Consider the following 17,850-nt stretch of genomic DNA (forward strand, 5'->3'; position numbering starts at 1 on the left):
TCGAGCAGGAGTGTACGACTGCCGTCCGACAGTTCCGCGGGTCAGCTGAGTTCGCGCTTGAGCAGCTTCCCGGTAGCCGTCATCGGCAGCGATGCGACGATCGTGACGATACGCGGGTACTTGTAGGAGGCCATCTGATCCTTACCCCAGGCGATCAGTTCGTCCTCGGTGGCCGAGGCACCCGGCGCGAGGATCACGAACGCCTTGACCTCCTCACCGTGGCTCTGGTGCGGCACGCCGATCACCGCCGCGAGCGAGACCGCCGGGTGGGTGATCAGGACCTCCTCGATCTCCCGCGGGTAGACGTTGAAACCACCCCGGATGATCATGTCCTTGGCCCGGTCGACGATGTAGTAGAAGCCGTCGGAGTCGCGGCGGGCCAGGTCGCCGGTCTTGAACCAGCCGTCCCGCATCACTTCGGCGGTCGCCTCGGGCCGGCCGATGTAGCCGCGGAAGATGTTGTGCCCGCGGATCGCGATCTCGCCGATCTCGTCCGGATCGTCGATGCTGTTCCACTCCGGGTCGATCAGCTTGACCTCGACACCCCAGACCGGCACACCGATCGAACCCGGCCGGGGCTCACTGTGCGGGTCACTGAAGGTCGCCACCGGCGAGGTCTCGGAGAGGCCGTACCCCTCCAGGATGGTGACGCCGAACCGTTCCCGGACCGCCCGGATGATCTCCACCGGCAGGCTGGAGCCACCGGAGACGGCGACCCGCATGTTGGCCGCGATCCGTTCGACGTCCACGCCCTCGGTCTCGGTCAGCGCGTTGAGCAGCCCCCAGTACATGGTCGGGACGCCGGCGAAGAACGTCACGTCCTCACTCTGCAGCAGCTGGACCGCTGCCTTCGCCTCGAACCGGGGGAGCAGCACCAGGGTCGCGGCGGTGGCGAAACCAGCGTTCATGTTGACCGTGCTGCCGAACGAGTGGAACAGCGGCAGCACCAGCAGATGGGTGTCGGTGGCCGGTTGGCTGCCGAAGAGCCGGTTGCAGGTCAGCGCGTTGAGGATCAGGTTCGAGTGGGACAGCTCGGCGCCCTTGGCCTGGCCGGTCGTGCCACTGGTGTAGAGGATCACCGCCGCGTCGGACTCGTCCCGCAGCACCGTCGAGAAGGCCGCAGGCTGTCCGGCCAGCGCCGCGCCCAGAGTCTCCACACCCTCGATCGGCGACGGGGCCGCCGGGTCCGCGGTGATCATCAGGAAGTGCTCGGTGCCCGGAGTCTCACTGAACCCGGCGAAGCCCTCGGCGCCCATCGGCAGCTCCGGGGTGCCCTGGAAACAGAGGTAGGCGATCGCGCCGGAGTCCTTCAGGTGGTAGGCGATCTCCCGGCCCTTGAGCAGGACGTTCAGTGGTACGACCACCGCGCCCGCCTTCAGGATGCCGTAGTAGACGATCGGGAAGTACGGCAGGTTCGGGCAGGTCAGCGCCACCTTGTCGCCGGGCCGGATGCCACGCGACACGAGCAGGGCGGCCACCTGGTTCGCCGCGGCGTCCACCTGGGCGTAGGTCAGCCGCTGCGGGCCGAGCACCACGGCCGCGCGCTCCGGGTGCCGGCGGGCGCTGTCCTCCAGCAGAACGGAGAGGTTGAGCATGCGGTGGAACCCTTCTTACCGATGATCTGTGACGGTAGTCTCATCCCAACACGGGGACCCGCCCCGGGGAAGCCTCCGTTTCGGTCGTGTTTCGCGGGCCCGATTAGTTAAGTCGGGCATTTCTCATGCCGATGGCACCAGCGTGGGAATCCCGGTGCTGGACGCGGTGCACGTCGGCCGTCAGCCGATCTTCGATGCGAACGGCGACGTGGTGGCGTACGAGCTGCTCTTCCGCGGCCGGATGGACGCCGTCGAGTCGGGCCGGCAGGACACCTATGCCACCAGCACCGTCATGGTGAACGCGTTCACCGAGTTCGGCATCGCTGAAGTGGCCGGCAACCGGCCGTGTTTCATCAACCTCACCCGCGAGTTCGTGACCGGGCAGCTCCCGCTGCCGTTCGGTCCCGAACAGGTGGTCCTCGAAGTCCTGGAGACCGTCGACGTCGACGACGAGGTGATCGCCGGGATCACCGCCCTGGCCGAGGCCGGTTACAAGATCGCGCTCGACGACTTCGTCTGGGGATCCGGCCACGAACGGCTGCTCGGCCTCGCCTCCTACGTGAAACTGGACCTCCTCGACGGCGACCTGAGCCGCCTCGGTGAGATCGTCGCCGCCTGCCGCGAGCACCCCGGCATCCAGTTGGTCGCCGAACGGCTGGAGACGGCCGCCGAGGTCGCCATCGCCGACCGCTACGGCATGGAACTGCGCCAGGGGTACGCGCTGAGCCGCCCCCAGGTCCTCAGTGCCCCCAGCCTGTCCCCGTCCCGGATGCGCCGGCTGGAACTCGTCGCCGCACTGATGTCGCCCGACGTGCCGATGGACAAGGTCACCTCGATCATCGTCAGCGACCCCGCTCTGGCGCTGCGGGTGCTGCGGGTCAGCAACTCGGTCGCCGCCGGGGTGGTCAGCCGGATCTCCTCGGTCCGGCAGGCGGTCATGCTCGTCGGCCTGAACCGGATCCGCCGCTGGGCCACCCTGATGGTCGTCGACGACGCCGCCGAGGCCTCCGAGCAACAACTGCTCACCGCCCTGACCCAGGCCCGGCTGTGCGAGAACCTGGCCCCGCGGTTCCGGGCCGACCCGGGCGCGGCCTTCGTGGCCGGCCTGGTCACCGGGATGGCCGGGCTGATGAGCATGACCCCCGCCGCGATGGCCGAACAGCTGCCGCTCACCACCGAGGTGTCGGACGCGCTCACCCGCGGCACCGGCCGGCTGGGGGAGATCCTGACAGCGGTCCGGGCCTACGAGGACGGCGAATGGGGCAGCGGTGACCTGGCCGGCCTGTCCCTGGATGCGATGCGCTGGTCCACCCGCACCCTGTCCGCGGCGTCCCAGCTCACGCCCGCCTCGGCGGCGGGACGGCGCCGCAACCGCGACGCGGCCGGCTGATCCGGCGGGGTCAGGGCTTCGTCTCGGACTCGGCCGGGTCCTCGATCTCGACCTCGTCCGCGTCGAGGACCCGCCATTCGGTCTCCTCGACCGGATGGCGCCCGGTCCACCAGACGCCGAACGACGTGAGCGCCATGTTGAGCACCGCCGGGCCGATGACGAAGAGGTCGCGGGCACCGCTGTCGAAGAGCCCGTACCGGTTGTCCAGCAGACAGACGAACACCGACCACGGCAGCCCGAGCACCATCAGGGCCATGCCGACGAGCCCTGCACCGAGGTTCGGCCTCGGGTCGGTCGCTGCGGCGGCACTGGCCGGCCCGATCCACAGATAGATCAGCGGAAGCAGGACCACGGCCTGCGCCGCGACCAGCGCCCAGAGCTTCCGGCGCCGGGCGCGTCCCGCGTCGTCCTGCCACCGGCCGTCATCGGCGATGGCGTCCTGCCGCGAGTCGTGCTGCATGTCTGGCGACCCCCTGAGAGTGATCGCGTCAGCCTAGATCGTTCCAGGTCGGCGCAGGAGTACCCCCTGGTGAACAGTGTTCGAGGCGGTGACCGGCGAGATCATGAAAAATCATGCCGCCCGGCGAGCAACCGGACGGCTCAATCTCCGACCGTGACCGTGACGGTGGCCAGCAGGCCGGCCGTCAGGTCGAAACGGTCCCGGGGGACGACGGTCAGCGGGCCACCGGCGGCCGGGCACGGATCGGGGGTGCCGGCCGGCCCGGGGACGATCTCGGCGGCGATCTGTTCCGGGACGAACAGCGGGCCGGCGTAGGTGACCGCCCGGCCACCCGCCAGGATGCCTCCGACGTGGACGGAGGCGTCGATCCGGACCGCCGCGCCGTCGATCCGGCCGGGGTGGACCGTGCGGAACTCGGCGTACCCCTCGGCATCGGTGACCTGGGCGCCGCGCAGTTCCGTCGGAGGCCCGGTGGGGGCCGGATGGCGGAGGTCGACGACGGCGGCGGTGACCGGGAGGTAGGAGGCGGCGTTCAGGACCCGGATCCGGAGCATCAGCGGTACGCCGGGACGGTCCCCGGCGATGTCGCGGCGGACCAGTTCGAGGGGCAGGTCCGCGGCTGATCCGGACGGCGCGGGCGGCAGATGGGCCGGCTGTGGGCCCCGATGCGCGGGCCGGGGAACCGGCCTGCTGATGACCGGCGTTCCGCCGCTGTCCTCGATCCGCACTGCCCACCCCCGCTGTAGTTCACTTCAACGGAGTTGATCTTCGCAAGGAAAACGCCCTGAAGTGCGGTTTTGGGTGATTTGTCTGCTGTGCAAAAGACAGCTCGCCGTAACACTGCGGGCGCACACTGCCCCCCATGACATGGCTGCCGATCGCGGCGGAACACGAGGTCGGTACCCGTCCGACGGCGGTCACCGCGAACGGCGTACCGCTGGTGATCCTCCGGCCCGAACCCGGCGCCGACCCGGTCGTCTTCGCCGACCGCTGCCCGCACCGCCTGGTTCCGCTCTCCGCCGCGACCCTCGACGGCGGCCGGTTGCGCTGCGCCTACCACGGCTGGGAGTTCGACAGCTCCGGCGCCTGCGTCGCCCTGCCGTCCCAGGAGGGCGCCGCGCCGCCGCGGGCCCGGCTCAGTGGACCGGCGGTCCGGATCGACGGCGGGACGATCTACGTCGACACCGCCGGGCTCCCCGGCCCCGACCCCGGCGACCTGCTCACCAACGAGGACCCCGGGCTGCGGAAAGCCTGGCATCCGGTCGGTCTCGCCGCCGATCCGCCGGACCAGGTCCTGCTGCTGGGCCGGACCCACCGGCTGCGCGACGAACGGGTCCAAGAGCGCTGGGGCATGCTGTGGCTGGCCCCCGACGAGCCGCTGACCAGCCTGTTCGAGGACCCCGACAGTGACGACCAGGACTACGTCGGCGCCTGGCTGGAACCGGCCCGCACCCCGGTCGCCGCGGGCGTCGTCGCCGACAACTTCCTGGATGTCGCCCACTTCCCGTTCGTGCACGCCAAGACCTTCGGCGTCGCCGAGGAGAAGACCGTCGCCCGGTACGAGGTGACCACCGAGCCGTTCGGCTGCCGCAGCGTGCAGGACCAGTGGTTCGACAACCCGGAGGACCCCGGGGTGATCGCCGGGATCCGGCCGGTCCGCCAGCGCCGCCGGGCCACCTACGTCTACCGGGCACCGTTCCAGCTCATGCTCCGCCTCGAGGAACTGGACGCCGGCGCGGTCAAGACGATCCTGTTCTTCGCCCAGCCCGAATCGAACGACAGCACCCGCGTCTACACCAAGATGCTGTTCCACGGTATCGGCGGCGTCCCCGACCCGGCACCCGACGTGGTGGCCCGGGAAGTCGCGTTCGAGGAGGCCGTCCTCGCCGAGGACCTGGTGCTGCAGCACCAGATGCGGATCACCGGCCTGCCGATGCGGATGCGCGACGAACTGCACGTGCGGGCCGACCTGCTCGGCGTACACCTGCGCCGGATCCTCGCGGAGTTCCGGTCCGCGTGACCCTGAACCGGCCGTGCTCACCGCCCTGAGTGCGGCCAGCTGGACCGCCCGGCCGGAGCGCGGTCCCCGGAGTCGCGGGCGGGCGGGCGTTGCCGCGACACGCCCGCCCGCGACACCGTCAACTACCGAGGTTCCGGTACTGACGTACGGCTAGCGGTCCGAAAATCATGATCAGCGCGAGTGGCCACCCCACCGCCAGCAGCAGCGCGTGCTCGGCCGGCCACGAGTCCGAACCGATGCCCGGGTTGCCGAACAGCTCCCGGATCGCCGTCGTGGTCGCCGACACCGGATTCCACTCGGAGACCACACCCAGCCAGCCCGGCATCAGTTCCGGTGCCACGAACACATTGGAGACCGCACTCAACGGGAAAGCCAGCGGGAACACGATCGTCGCCACCGTGTCCGGGTTCTTCGCGACCATCCCGAGCGCCATCCCGACGCAGCTCAGAGCCAGCCGCAGCAGCAGGAGCAGCCCGATCCCGGCGAGCAGCCTCGGAACCCCGAGATGCCAGCGCCAGCCGACCAGCAGACCGCAGACGATCAGCACCGTCGTCTCCAGCAGTGCCCGCGCCTGATCGGTCGCCATCCGTCCGGTGATCAGCGCGGACCGGGCGATCGGCATCGACCGGAACCGGTCCACCACACCCCGGTTCAGATCGACCGCGATACTCGTCCCGGTGGCCCCGATCCCGTAGAACATGGTCATCACGAACACGCCCGGGATCAGGAACTCCCGGTAGTGCCCACCACCCGGAACCGACATCCCGCTGCCGAACACGTACCCGAAGACCAGCACGAACATGATCGGCAGCGCGAAGTAGATGACGATCTCCTCGGGCGCCCGCACCACATGCCGCAGATACCGCCCCGCCATCACCCGGCCGTCAGCGAACGCCGCCGTCATGCCGCCACCCCCACGTTGCTGGTCAGGTGCAGGAACGCCTCGTCCAAGGTGGGCCGGTGCACACCGATGTCGGCGATGGTGATCCCGGCCTCCGACAGCCCGTGCAGCACCGCGGTCAGCGCGCCCATCCGGTCGGCGACCGGCACCCGCAGCAACCGCCGATCGACGTCGACGTCCGGCGCCGCACCGGCCACCCCGGCGATCAGAGCCGCCGCGTCACCGAGCCGATCCGCCTCCCGGACCACGACTTCGAGGCGATCCGCGCCCATCGCCGACTTCAGCTCGTCCGGGGTGCCCTCGGCCACCACCCGGCCGGCGTCCACCACCGAGATCCGCCCGGCAAGCTGATCGGCCTCCTCCAGATACTGCGTGGTCAACAGCACCGTCGTCCCCTCGGCGACCAGCCCCCGCACCGCCTGCCACACCTGGTTACGGCTCCGCGGATCCAGTCCGGTGGTCGGCTCGTCCAGAAACAGCACCCGCGGGCGCCGGATCAGGCTGGCCGCCAGGTCGAGCCGCCGCCGCATGCCGCCCGAATACTCCTTCGCCGACCGGCCGGCCGCCTCGGTCAACCCGAAACGGTCCAGCAACTCGTCGGCCCGCAGCCGGGCCTCCCGCGGGCGCAGCCGGTGCAGCCGCCCGAACAGCACCAGGTTCTGCCGGCCACTGAGCAGGTCGTCGACGGCGGCGTACTGACCGGTCAGAGCGATCCGCTCGCGTACCGTCCGCGGCTCGCGCCGCACATCGGCCCCGGCCACCTCCGCCCGGCCGGCGTCGAACCCTAGCAGCGTGGACAACACCCGCACGGCAGTGGTCTTCCCGGCACCGTTCGGCCCGAGCAGGCCGTGCACGATGCCCTCCGGAACGGTCAGCTCGAACCCGTCGAGCGCGACCGCACCCCCGCGATATCTCTTGCGCAGCCCTTCGGCCACGATCGTCGATGTCATGCGGCCAGGCTGGTCACCGGCCCTGACCGGCCGCTGACCGTACGCTGACCGTGCTAGCCCTCTCGCCCTCTGTGCCCTTTGTCAGGCCAGTAGCGCCCGATTGCTGTCATGACCCGGCTCGCTGTCGCGGCCTCAGGTCGTGGCCAGGACCAGGGTCGTCGTCTCCTCCAGGGAGAGCCGTTCGCCCTCGGCCAGGGCTGCCGCGAAGCGCTCTCCGCCCAGCAGCGCCCGCGCCGCCCCGGCCACCGGCGATTCCACTCCGGCGCGCAAGCCCAGAGCGCGGACCGCGCCGAGCAGCCGGCCCGCTCGTTCCGGATCGCCGCCGGCCACCGCCAGCCCGGCCAGCCGTTCCAGAGCCTCGGCCATCACCTGGAAGCCGATCATGCCGCTGCGGACCGTGAACACCTCCCGATACCGGCCCGCCGCCGTCACCGGATCACCGGACAACTCGGCGATCCGGCCCAGCACCATCAGGATCGTCATCCGGGTGCCGTCCGCGCTGTACCAGCCGGCCGGGCAGGCGGCCAGGGCCTCCGAGCAGTACCGGAACGCCTCCGCCAGCGCGTCCCCAGCCTGTTCCCGCGCTGCTCCGGTGCTGTCGGCCGGTTCCTTCACCGGACCGCCTGGCTCGCCCGGACCGCCTGGCTCGCCCGGACCGCCTGGCTCGCCCGGACCGCCTGGCTCGCCCGGACCGCCTGGCTCGCCCGGACCGTCTGGCTCGCCCGGACCGCCTGACTCGCCCGGGTCGTCGCATGGAGAGGTCTGCTGGGCCCGGGACAGAGCTAGTGATCCCAGTCCTAGGAGCGCGGACGCGACCAGTTCCGGGGCGCCGGCCTCGCGGGCCAGTACGGCTGCCCGGGAGAAGTCGTCCGCCGCTCCGGTCAGGTCACCGGTGTCCATTCTGGCCTGGCCCCGGCCGCGCGTCAGGTCGGCCACGTCGATCGTGGAACCCAGTTCGCCCGCCAGCCGCAGCGCCTGGACCGTCGGCGGGATCGCGGCGGCCGGATCGTCGCGCCACACGGCGAGTTCGGCCAGCCCGGCCAGGGCCAGCATGGTGCCCCACCGGTCGCCGATCGCCCGGAATCCGGCCAGCGACGACCGGAACTCGGGTTCGGCCAACGCCGGGTCGGCGCCGGAGAACAGCAACACCCAGCCGCCACCGATCCCGCCCAGCGCCCGGCACCACGGATCACCCGCGATCTGTTCGCCGAGCTTCCGGTTCAGTTCGGCGACAGCGGCCGGATCACTGTCCGGCGGCCCCACCGCCATCGCCGACAGGAACAGCAGGAACGGCTGGGCAGGCGCCGCCGTCAGCGTCCGCATGTATCCGGCCCAGCGCGCCGCCGTCCCCGGCGCACTGGTGGTGCCGAGGGCCGCGGTGAAGGCGCTCACCACGTACTCCTCGGTCAGGCCCGGCGGTGGCTCCGGCCCCACGGCCCGCAACGCGAGCTCACTGAGCGCTGTCGCCTCCAGCCGCAGACCACGCAGCCACCAGTAGAAACAGAGCGCCGACACCAGCCGCAACGCGGTCCCGCCCGCGCCTTGAGCCGCGCTGCGCCGCACCGCCGCGTGAAGGTTGCCCCGGTCCGCGTCCAGACGATCCAACCAGAGGATCTGATCAACCGACCGGAGGTACGGGTCAGCCCGCACCGCCAGCGCCAGGAAGTATCCGGCGTGCGCCCGGTGCAGCCGCTCCCGCTCACCGGACTCACTCAGCCGATCCGCACAGAACGCCCGAATCGTCGCCAACATCCGGTAACGATCCCCGTCCCGTTCGATCAGCGACTTCCCGACCAGCCCACCCAGCACCTCGACGACATCCGGCCCGTCCCCACCGAACGCTGCGGCGGCATCCGGCCCGGTTCGGCCCGGTGCTGCTGTGGCGTCCTGCCAGGCACTGCTGTGTGTCTCGGCGACCTCCGGTTCGGTCTCGTCCAGTGCTGTGGGGGTGCCCCGATCGGTTTCGCCGGGGGCTCCGCAGACGTGTTCGATCGCTTCGAGACCGGCACTTCCGGCGAAGACGGTGAAACGGCGGGCCAGTACCTGTTCCGGTTCGGTCAGCAGATCCCAGCTCCAGGCCACGACCGCCTGCAACGTCCGATGACGGGCGACGGTGCGCCGCCCACCGGCCAGCAACCGGAACCGGTCCCCGACCCGCGACGCGATCTCCTCGACCGGAAGAGAGTGCAACCGCGCCGCCGCGAGTTCCACGGCCAGCGGAAGACCGTCGAGGGTGCGGCAGAGCTGCCGGATCGCCGCCGCGTTCGCCCCGGTGAGCGTGAACCCGGGAACGACATCCGCGGCACGATCCAGAAAGAGCCGCACCGCCGCAAAGTCGCCCAGCCCTCGGGCGTCGAGTCCGGCCTCGCCGGACACCGTCGCCCGGCCGATGATCGCCGAGCTGCCGATGATCGCTGGGCTGTCGGGGAACGCCGGGCTGTCGGGGAACGCCGGGCTGCCGGTGTCGTTCGGCGGGATCGGCAGGCCGCCGACCGGGAACAGCATCTCGCCCGCGATTCCGAGCGGCTCCCGGCTGGTGGTGAGGATCCGCAGGCCGGGAGCTCCCGACAACAGGTGGCCGGTCAGATCGGCGGCGGCCTCGATGACGTGTTCGCAGTTGTCCAGCACCAGTAGGAGGGAACGTTCGCGGAGAGCCGCGACCAGGCGTGCCAGGACACCGGGAGTGACCTGGGGCAGCTGTTGGGCGGCGGCGCCCGGATGCGACGGCTGGGCGGCGGCGTGTGGCAGCGGGGTGCTGGGGACGTTCCGGATGACGTCTCGAAGGCCGAGGGCGGTCAGCACCGTCCGGGGAACGTCGTCGGCTCCGGCGGCTGCCAGTTCGGCGAAGCAGACGTCGCCGCCGTAGCGGGCGGCCACCTCGGCGGCCAGCCGCGTCTTCCCGGCGCCTCCCGGCCCGTGCAGGGTGATCAGCCGCCGGGCGTGCAGGGCACCGGTCAGTACAGACAGTTCGTCGTCGCGCCCGACGAAGCTGCTGAGCTGACTCGGCACCCCCAGCCGAACCGGCTCGGCCCCTCGTCGGCCCGCTTCGATGTCCCGCCGGACCGAATCGGTCTCCTGGCGAGGGACCGGTTTGGCGCCATGACGGGCTGGAACGGTGTCCGGACGGGCTGGACCCTGAGCCGGGACGGACTGGCGGAGCAAGGAGGTGTGGAGGGTGGTGAGTTCGGGGGACGGGTCGGTGCCCAGTTCCTCGGCTAGGGCGTGGCGGATCGTCGCGTAGGTGGACAGGGCCTCGGCCCGGCGGCCCGCCGCGGTCAGGGCGCGCATCAGCAGGGCGTGTGGGCGCTCCCGGAGCGGGTGGGCGGCGGTCAGGTCGCGGAGGGCGGGGACCGTACCGGCGGCCGGTGGGGTTGATCGTCGCAGTTGGGCCTCGTGGAGGTCCTCCAAGACGGTCAGACGGGCCTCGGCCAGGCGGGTGACGTGCGGGGCGGCGAAGGGCGCGTGGCGGACGTCGATGAGGGGTTCGCCGGTCCACAGGTCCGTGGCTTCGGTCAGCAGGGTCACCGCCCGGTCCGGGTCGCCGGCCGTGAGTGCCCGCTGCCCGGCCCCGGCCAGGTGCGCGAACCGGTGGGCGTCGACCTCGTCGGGTGGGATCGCCAGGCGGTAACCGGCGGGGCCGAGTTCGACCGGCAGGGCTCGGCGCAGCCGGGACACCTGGGCCTGCAGGGCGTTCGCGGCGCCGGGGGGCGGGTCGTCGCCGTAGAGGCCGTCGATCAGCCGGTCGATCGGGACCGGGCGGCCGGCGTCCAGGAGCAGCATCGCCAGTAGCGCTCGCAGCCGGGGACCGCCGAGCGGGATGGGGATCCCGTCCGGTCGCCGCGCCCGCAAGGGCCCCAGGATGCCGAACCGCATGCCGACGATTGTGCCGTGTGCCGGGGACGGATCCGGAGCGGGCGACGCCGTGGTATCACGACGAGCCGTGTATCAGCGCGTCGAAGTAGTACAGCACGTCGCCGGTGGCTCCGGCCGTCGCCGAGGCAGATCCGCCAGGCGGCCGGCCGGTGAGTGGGGCACCACGGGTTCTTCGGTACGTCGAGCATGCTCACCCGCGGGTGCCGGCGGGCTGTGGCTCCGTGGCGATCCGGGTGCCGGGCGGTCCGGGGCGCCGGCCACCGAAGACGAACGCCCGTTGCACCGCGAAACCGGTCAGGAACAACGTCACCTCGGTGAGGATCTTGCTGACCACCAGGGAGCCGGTGGCGGCACTGAGCACATGCAGCAGAGCGATGTTGGCGGTGAGCATGACCAGGGCGAGAGCGATGTAGCGGGGCGCCGACTGGCGGTGCGGCACCCGGTCGCAGCCGCCGAAGACCGCGGACCGGTTGACCGTGTAGTTGAGGCTGGCGCTGACCAGGCGGGCGCCGATCGCCGAGGCGGTCAGGTTCCCGGTCGCGGTGACCAGCACGGCCAGCAGCAGGGCGTCGACGGCGAAGGCGAGCAGCGACGATCCGGCGAACGCGAGCAGCGGCCCGTAGATCCTCGCCGAGTCGATGACCGGCCGGAAGTGCGACGAGCTGTTGCCGTCCAGATAGACGGTGGCGATGTCGACCTCCTCGATCGGCAGGTGTTCACGGGCCGCGCGCAGCAGTAGACGCAGCTCGTACTCGAAGCGGTCGCCGGGGACCCGGTTCAGCCAGGGCAGGGTGCGGGCCGGATAGCCGCGCAGCCCGGTCTGGGTGTCGGTCACCGCCATCCCGGTGATCATCCGGAAGGCGATCCGGGTGGCGGCGTTGCCGAACCGGCTGCGGGCCGGCACCCGGCCGGTGAACCGGCGCACGCCGAGCACCATGGCGGCCGGCGAGGTGCGGACCCGTTCGGCGACGGCTTCGATGTCCTCGACCCGGTGCTGGCCGTCGCTGTCGGCGCAGACCACGTCGGCACCCGGATAGCGGGCCTGCAGGTGGGCGAAACCGGTCTTCAGGGCGAAACCCTTACCCCGGTTGTGGCTGAGATGGATCACTTCGGCGCCGGCTCGGCGGGCGGCTTCAAACGCGGCTGCGTACGTGGGACCGCTGCCGTCGTCGACCACCAGCACCCGGTACCGGTCGAGTTTCTCGACGAGTGTGGCGAGCCGGGAGTCGGGCTGATAGGCGGGAATCAGGACGATCACGGCGCTCACCCGGCCACGTACAGGATGTCGCTGGTGCCCCGCTCCTGGCCCTTGCCGAGCGGATTGTTCACCAGAGCGTCCTGGAAGATCATCGCCGAGGATCCGCCGCCGTCCAGGTTGTAGGCCGTCCGCGCTCCGAGCCCGACGAAGATCTCCGCGAACTCCGGCATCGTGACGCCCCGGCTGTAACCCTTGCTGCGCCCGTCCACCACCACGAACAGCAGGTGGTTGGGGTCGATCAGGCCGACGCCGGTGCGTGGCTGCTGCCCCTGGATGGAGTGGTTGCCGAAGTTGGTGTCGACCTCGATCTGGTCGATGCCGTCGATGGCCTTGCCGTCGTCGACCAGGCCCGGCCCGAACGACAGCGTGTTCCACACTCCGGCGTCGAGCAGCTTGTCGGCGGTGGTGGTGGTCTCGTCGTACAGCTTCATCGTCCCGTCGGCGTAGAAGGCGAGACCCTGCCGGGCGCCGGAGTCGCGGAACTTCACCCCGTTGCGGATCACGATGCCGGTGTCGCGGAACCCGTAGTAGTCGCCGTTGATCGCCAGGACCGCGCCGGCCGAGGAGGCGATCGCCGACGGGTTGGCGATGATGTTCTCGCCGAACTGGTCGTTGGCGAACGCCGACTTCACGATGGTCGCGTCGGTGACCTGCACGTCCGCCACGAAGTAGGTGATCTTGTCGTCGCCCGAGCCGGTGGAGACCGTCTCGATGGAGATCTTCGCGGTGCTGCTGGAGTAGCTGTTCGCGGTGGCGGTGCCGTCGCCGCTCGCCTCGGCCGCGACCACGTTCTGCGCGGTCAGGGCGGAGGCGCCGCTGACCTCGACATGATCGAGGACGTACCGGTCGAGGGCCCAGGCGCCACCACCGCCGGCGGCAGCGAGCAGGCCGAGACCCCCGGCGAGGAGACCACGGCGGCTGATCTTGCGGGGATTCTCTGTCACGCCTCGAAGTGAAGCCGCGGACCTTGTGGGTCTGCTGTGTCCCGGTTGTCGATGAACCCAGCGTTACGGGCGGGCGTCCATCTCGGCCAGGATGCCCCGCAGGATCTCCGGAGTCCGGTTCGGCCGTTCGGCCTCGATGAACAGCCGGCCGATCGCCGCCGCGTACTGATCGACCTCCTCGCGCCGCTCCAGGTAGAGGCCGTTGGTGAGGTGTTCGATGTAGACCACGTCGGGCAGTTTCTCGTGCGGGAACCGCAGGATGCTGAACGCGCCACCGGCCGCCGCGTGCCCGCCGGAGTCGAACGGCATCACCTGCAACCGCACCCGCGGCGAGTCGCAGATGCCGAGCAGGTACTCGATCTGGCCGCGCAGCACGTCGCGCCCGCCGATCGGGCGGCGCAGCACCGCCTCGTCCAGGACCGCCCACAGCCGGGGCGCCTCAGGCCGTTCCAGGACCTGTTTACGGGCCATCCGTAGCTTGGCCCGGCGGTCGACCTCCTCCGGCCCGTCGTCCTCGTGACCGAGTTTGATCACGGCGCGGGCGTAGGCGTCGGTCTGCAGCAGGCCGGGGACGAACTGGATCTCGTACGTCCGGATCAGCTCGGCCGCCTGCTCCAGGTCCAGATAGTTCTGGAACCAGGTGTCGAGCACGTCCCCGTACGCCTGCCACCAGCTCGGGGCGTTGGCCTCGCGGACCATGGTGAGGACCCGGCGGTGCTCGGCCTGGTCGTCCACGCCGTAGAGTTTGAGCAGGTCGACGACGTCGCGTTCCTTGAACGAGACGCGGCCCAGCTCCATCCGGCTGATCTTGGACTCGGAGCCGCGGATGACGTAACCGGCCTGCTCCCGGGAGATGCCCTTGGACTGCCGCAGGGCACGCAGATGAGCGCCGAGCTGAAGCCGGCGCACGGTCGCCCCGCTGCTGTGACTGCCGATATCGTTGCCGGTGTTGTCGTGCTCATCGCCCGAATCGGACACAGCAGACCTCTTCGACTGTCCCATGTGGATCTCTCGATGAACGGTCGGCAACAGCATACTCGGCAGTTGACTAGTCCCGTGTTCGGTCCGGTTAATGAATGACCACAATAGGTAGCGCCCCCGGACCGGTAGACCGGTTCCAGGGGCGCCACCTCGGGGGAGGGGTCAGGTCATCGCCCGCCGCGGCCCCGCCCGCCACCGGCCGGAGCCGTTCCCGCGGTCACCGTGGCGACCTTGGTGGCCGAACCGAGCGTGCCGGACTCGGCCAGTCCGCCGGTGCTGCTGCCGGTGGCGGTGCCGCCGGTGCTGATCGTGTACTCCTCGCCGGACTTGATCGCCGCGGAGGAATAGGTGATGTTCTGCACGGACTTGCTGGTCACGAAGGTCCCGACGACCGTACCGGAACTGTCGGTGATCTGAACCGTGGTGCCGGCCGCGATCGCGCTGTCCATGGTGGACGAGATCCAGGCCTGCTCCGACTCGGTGGCCGGGGTGACGACCATGCCGGAACTGCCCGCCGCCAGCAGTGTGCCGCCGCTGATCGTGAAGGTGCCGTTGACGTCCAGAGCGCCGTTGCCGTTGCCCTCCGGGCCGTTGACGACCACGGTGCCGCCGGTGATCGACGCGGTGCCGTTGGAGTCCAGACCGTCGCCGTCCGAGTTGATCACCAGGGAACCGCCGTTGACGGTGACCGAGAAGTCGCCGACCTCCTCGCCGCCGCCGGGGCCGCCCCCGAAGCCGCCACCCTGGTCGGTGGTCTCCGCCGAGGTGGTGCCGCCGGCCGCGTTCAGGCCGTCGTCACTGGAGGTCACCTCGACCGTGCCGTCGTTGATCACGATGGCTGCCGCCTCGACACCCTCGACGGCCGAGGTCACGGTGACCGAACCGGCGTCGACGATCAGCTGGCCCTCGGCGTGCACACCGTCGTCGCCGCTGGCCGAGGTCACCTTCGCACCGTTGAAGTGCACCGCGCCGTCACTGTGCACCGCGTCGTCGGCGGAGTCGACCGAGACCGTGCCACCCTCCAGGACGGTGATCACCCCGGACTTCAGGCCCTTCGCGGAGACGTCGTCGGAAGGCTGCACCGAGTGCCCGCCGCCGGAGGCGACAGTGATCGTGCCGCCGGTGACCACGATGTCGGTGGTCGCATCGACCCCGTCACCGGTGCTGGTCACCGCGATCGTGCCGCCGGACACCGACACGTACCCGCGCTCGGCGTCCTCGTCGTTGTCGGCCTTGATGCCGTCGCCGCCGGCGGTCACGGTGATCGTGCCACCGGTGACCACGACGTAGTCCTTGCCGCGGATGCCGTCGTCCTTCGCGGTCACGGTGACCGTGCCGGCCTCGACGAGCAGGCCGTCCTTGGCGGCGATCGCGTCGTTGCCGTTACCGGTGACGGTCAGCTTCCCGTCGCCGTCGACCGTCAGGTCACCGGCACTGAACAGGGCCGCGTTGACGTCCGCGTCCGCGGCGTACGAGGAGGTGTCGGCAAGGGTGTTGGTGCTGCCCGCGGCGAGCTGGACGACCAGCTCCTTGACCTCGGTGGCGGCGATCGCGGCACTGTCCGAGCTGGTGATCGAGGCGCCGTCGAGGATCAGGGTGACGGTGGCGTCCGGGGCGTTCACCACGATCTGCCCGGCCAGCTCACCACTGACCGTGTAGGTGCCGGCCGCGGTGATGGTGACCGTGTTCCCGTCGACCGTCACACCGTCGGCGCTGGAGGTGGCCGAACTGCCGGTCAGGGTGATCGTGCCGGTGGTGCCGGCCTCGTCACTGCCGGCGCTGTGCACCTCTTTGTCGGCAGCCAGAACGGTAGCGGCGTTCTGGGTGCCGTCGACGGTGGAGGCGTCCACGGTCGTGGTGACCGCGACCTCGGTCGCCGAGGTGGAACTCTCCGACGAGGAGCAGCCGGCCAGCATGGCGGCGGCCAGGACCAGGGAGCTGACGGCGGCGATGACCTTATTGCGGAGTCTCATCAGAACCCTTTCATGAAGTTGCGGAGGACGGGACGCCAGCGGTTGGCGGGGAGTTCGGGACGCAGCGCGGCGAGCCCGGTCGCGTACTTCGAGATCGAGCAGGGCCGGTGCCCGAGCGACCAGAGCAGCCGGTCGACGTCCGAGGCGGCTCGCGCCGACTTGGTCTCGATGATCACCGAGTGCGGCATGTGGGTGGTCGAACCGTCCGGGAGTTGCCAGGTCAGGCCGGTGTCGATGGTGACCCGGCTGCCGGTGGACGGGACGAAGAGCGTGTTGCGGCGGTAGTAGGTCGCCATCACCGGCTGGAAATCGAGTCCCTCCGGGCTGATCCCGGCGCCGGCCAGTGTCTCGGCGGTGTAGGCCCGGCCCTCATGGCCCAGGTCGGCACCGTTCCCGGCGTACGGGATCCGCTCCTTCACGGTCTGGCCCCGCCCGCCGCGGGTCTTCACCTCGACGAAATTCAGCCCGCTGTCCAGATAGGTGCGGACCCGGACCTTGAACCGGCGCCGCCGCTGGTAGGCCGCGGCGTGGAAGGCGTCGAGCCCGGCCGTGTCGAAGTAGATCGAGCGGTACCCGAAGGTGCGCTGCTGGTCGATCTGCAGGGCCCGCACGTCGTACGGCATCCGGTCGAGCACAGCCGGCAGCGCGTCGGCGGGCAGCAGGTACTTGCGGTCCAGTCGGGTCAGCAGGGCGGCCTCACCGACCAGTTCCGCCAGCGAGACCGGGGCGAACCGGTGGAAGTGCGGGACCTCGACGGTGACGCTCATCGGGCGTTCACCCGCTCCATCTGCGGGCCCAGCTCGGTGCGGATCCGCGACGCCGCGGCGATCCAGCGGACCTCGACCAGGGTGCTGTCGTTCACCATGTCGACCTGCTTGATCACCATGGTCGTCACCTGGCCGCCGAGCATCGTCTCCAGGTGCGTCTTGAGCGCGGCCTCGTCGGTGTAGGCGACGTCCAGCCGGACCAGCTGGTTGCGGTGCCGGCGGAACAGCGCCGGGTGGTCACCGAGCCAGAGGGCCGCGATCACCAGAGCCATCAGGCCGAGGTGCAGCACGTCCATCACGTCACCGAGACCGGCGATCAGGCCCAGGGCGAGGGCGGCGAAGTAGTACGCGATCTCGTGCTGGCTGATCTCGTCGGACCGGAGCCGGATGATCGACAGGACGCCGAAGAGGCCCAGTCCGAGCCCGGCGCCGACGGCGGTGTTGCCGAGGACGATGGAGACCGCGAGAACGCCGATGTTCACGCCCAGGAAGGCGGTGACCAGGTCCCGCCGGCGGTGCCGCGGAAAATAGACACCGAAGGTCAGAACGAGGATCGCGACGAGATCCGCGGCTACGGCGAGCAACATGGTCACTTGGGGGCTTCCTTCAGGTGGTGTTCATCAGGTGTTTCCATTTCGCCGGATCTGCCTGTCGGCATCCTGTGAGCCTTCTATGGAGCGGATCAGAGGTTCGGAAAGTGTTCTTAGGTAACCCTTAGAAACTGCCGTCGGAGGTCTT

The 17,850-nt window shown here is 70.4% G+C and carries 14 protein-coding genes; 2 read left to right on the plus strand and 12 right to left on the minus strand.

What is annotated here, in order from left to right:
* Positions 1-41: 41 nt before the first annotated feature.
* Positions 42-1,595: a long-chain-fatty-acid--CoA ligase gene (locus BLU81_RS01190; RefSeq protein ID WP_092540796.1), complete on the minus strand. Its 1,554-nt coding sequence runs from the start codon at positions 1,593-1,595 to the stop codon at positions 42-44.
* Positions 1,596-1,737: 142 nt separating this feature from the next.
* Here BLU81_RS01190 and BLU81_RS01195 point away from each other — a divergent pair, with 142 nt between their 5' ends.
* A complete protein-coding gene (locus BLU81_RS01195; protein ID WP_231953954.1) occupies positions 1,738-2,985 on the plus strand; it encodes an EAL and HDOD domain-containing protein in 1,248 nt (415 codons plus the stop codon).
* A 10-nt stretch (positions 2,986-2,995) separates the two neighbouring features.
* Here BLU81_RS01195 and BLU81_RS01200 read toward each other — a convergent pair whose 3' ends face one another.
* Positions 2,996-3,445 (minus strand): hypothetical protein, encoded by a 450-nt coding sequence (locus BLU81_RS01200; RefSeq protein ID WP_092540798.1) that lies wholly within the window; start codon positions 3,443-3,445, stop codon positions 2,996-2,998.
* 140 nt (positions 3,446-3,585) lie between these two features.
* Complete coding sequence (locus tag BLU81_RS01205) at positions 3,586-4,173, minus strand: peptidase associated/transthyretin-like domain-containing protein (protein WP_092540800.1); 588 nt, start codon at positions 4,171-4,173, stop codon at positions 3,586-3,588.
* 134 nt (positions 4,174-4,307) lie between these two features.
* Here BLU81_RS01205 and BLU81_RS01210 point away from each other — a divergent pair, with 134 nt between their 5' ends.
* Positions 4,308-5,465, plus strand: coding sequence for a Rieske 2Fe-2S domain-containing protein (locus BLU81_RS01210; protein WP_092540802.1), 1,158 nt, complete (start codon positions 4,308-4,310; stop codon positions 5,463-5,465).
* Positions 5,466-5,583: 118 nt separating this feature from the next.
* Here BLU81_RS01210 and BLU81_RS01215 read toward each other — a convergent pair whose 3' ends face one another.
* The 9 genes from BLU81_RS01215 to BLU81_RS01255 all read right to left on the minus strand — a co-directional run bounded on the left by BLU81_RS01215 (position 5,584) and on the right by BLU81_RS01255 (position 17,699).
* Entirely contained in the window at positions 5,584-6,369 is a 786-nt protein-coding gene (locus BLU81_RS01215) for an ABC transporter permease (protein WP_092540804.1), read from the minus strand.
* The gene (locus BLU81_RS01220; protein ID WP_092540806.1) at positions 6,366-7,316 is read right to left on the minus strand and encodes an ATP-binding cassette domain-containing protein; all 951 of its coding nucleotides are present in this window, start codon (positions 7,314-7,316) and stop codon (positions 6,366-6,368) included. Before BLU81_RS01220 ends, BLU81_RS01215 begins: the two co-directional genes overlap by 4 nt.
* 132 nt (positions 7,317-7,448) lie before the next feature.
* Positions 7,449-11,189, minus strand: coding sequence for an AfsR/SARP family transcriptional regulator (locus BLU81_RS49415; RefSeq protein ID WP_092540808.1), 3,741 nt, complete (start codon positions 11,187-11,189; stop codon positions 7,449-7,451).
* Positions 11,190-11,379: 190 nt separating this feature from the next.
* Positions 11,380-12,456 (minus strand): bifunctional glycosyltransferase family 2/GtrA family protein, encoded by a 1,077-nt coding sequence (locus tag BLU81_RS01230; RefSeq protein ID WP_231953956.1) that lies wholly within the window; start codon positions 12,454-12,456, stop codon positions 11,380-11,382.
* Complete coding sequence (locus tag BLU81_RS01235; RefSeq protein WP_092540810.1) at positions 12,453-13,391, minus strand: phosphodiester glycosidase family protein; 939 nt, start codon at positions 13,389-13,391, stop codon at positions 12,453-12,455. The genes BLU81_RS01230 and BLU81_RS01235 overlap by 4 nt, the downstream gene beginning before the upstream one ends.
* Positions 13,392-13,454: 63 nt before the next feature.
* Complete coding sequence (locus BLU81_RS01240) at positions 13,455-14,369, minus strand: helix-turn-helix domain-containing protein (protein ID WP_231953958.1); 915 nt, start codon at positions 14,367-14,369, stop codon at positions 13,455-13,457.
* A gap of 170 nt (positions 14,370-14,539) precedes the next feature.
* Entirely contained in the window at positions 14,540-16,345 is a 1,806-nt protein-coding gene (locus BLU81_RS01245; RefSeq protein ID WP_092540812.1) for a carbohydrate-binding domain-containing protein, read from the minus strand.
* Positions 16,345-17,112: a polyphosphate polymerase domain-containing protein gene (locus BLU81_RS01250; protein WP_092540814.1), complete on the minus strand. Its 768-nt coding sequence runs from the start codon at positions 17,110-17,112 to the stop codon at positions 16,345-16,347. The genes BLU81_RS01245 and BLU81_RS01250 overlap by 1 nt, the downstream gene beginning before the upstream one ends.
* Positions 17,109-17,699 (minus strand): DUF4956 domain-containing protein, encoded by a 591-nt coding sequence (locus tag BLU81_RS01255; protein WP_231954729.1) that lies wholly within the window; start codon positions 17,697-17,699, stop codon positions 17,109-17,111. Before BLU81_RS01255 ends, BLU81_RS01250 begins: the two co-directional genes overlap by 4 nt.
* Positions 17,700-17,850 lie beyond the last annotated feature (151 nt).

This window comes from Actinoplanes derwentensis (genome assembly GCF_900104725.1).
Lineage (GTDB): Bacteria > Actinomycetota > Actinomycetes > Mycobacteriales > Micromonosporaceae > Actinoplanes > Actinoplanes derwentensis.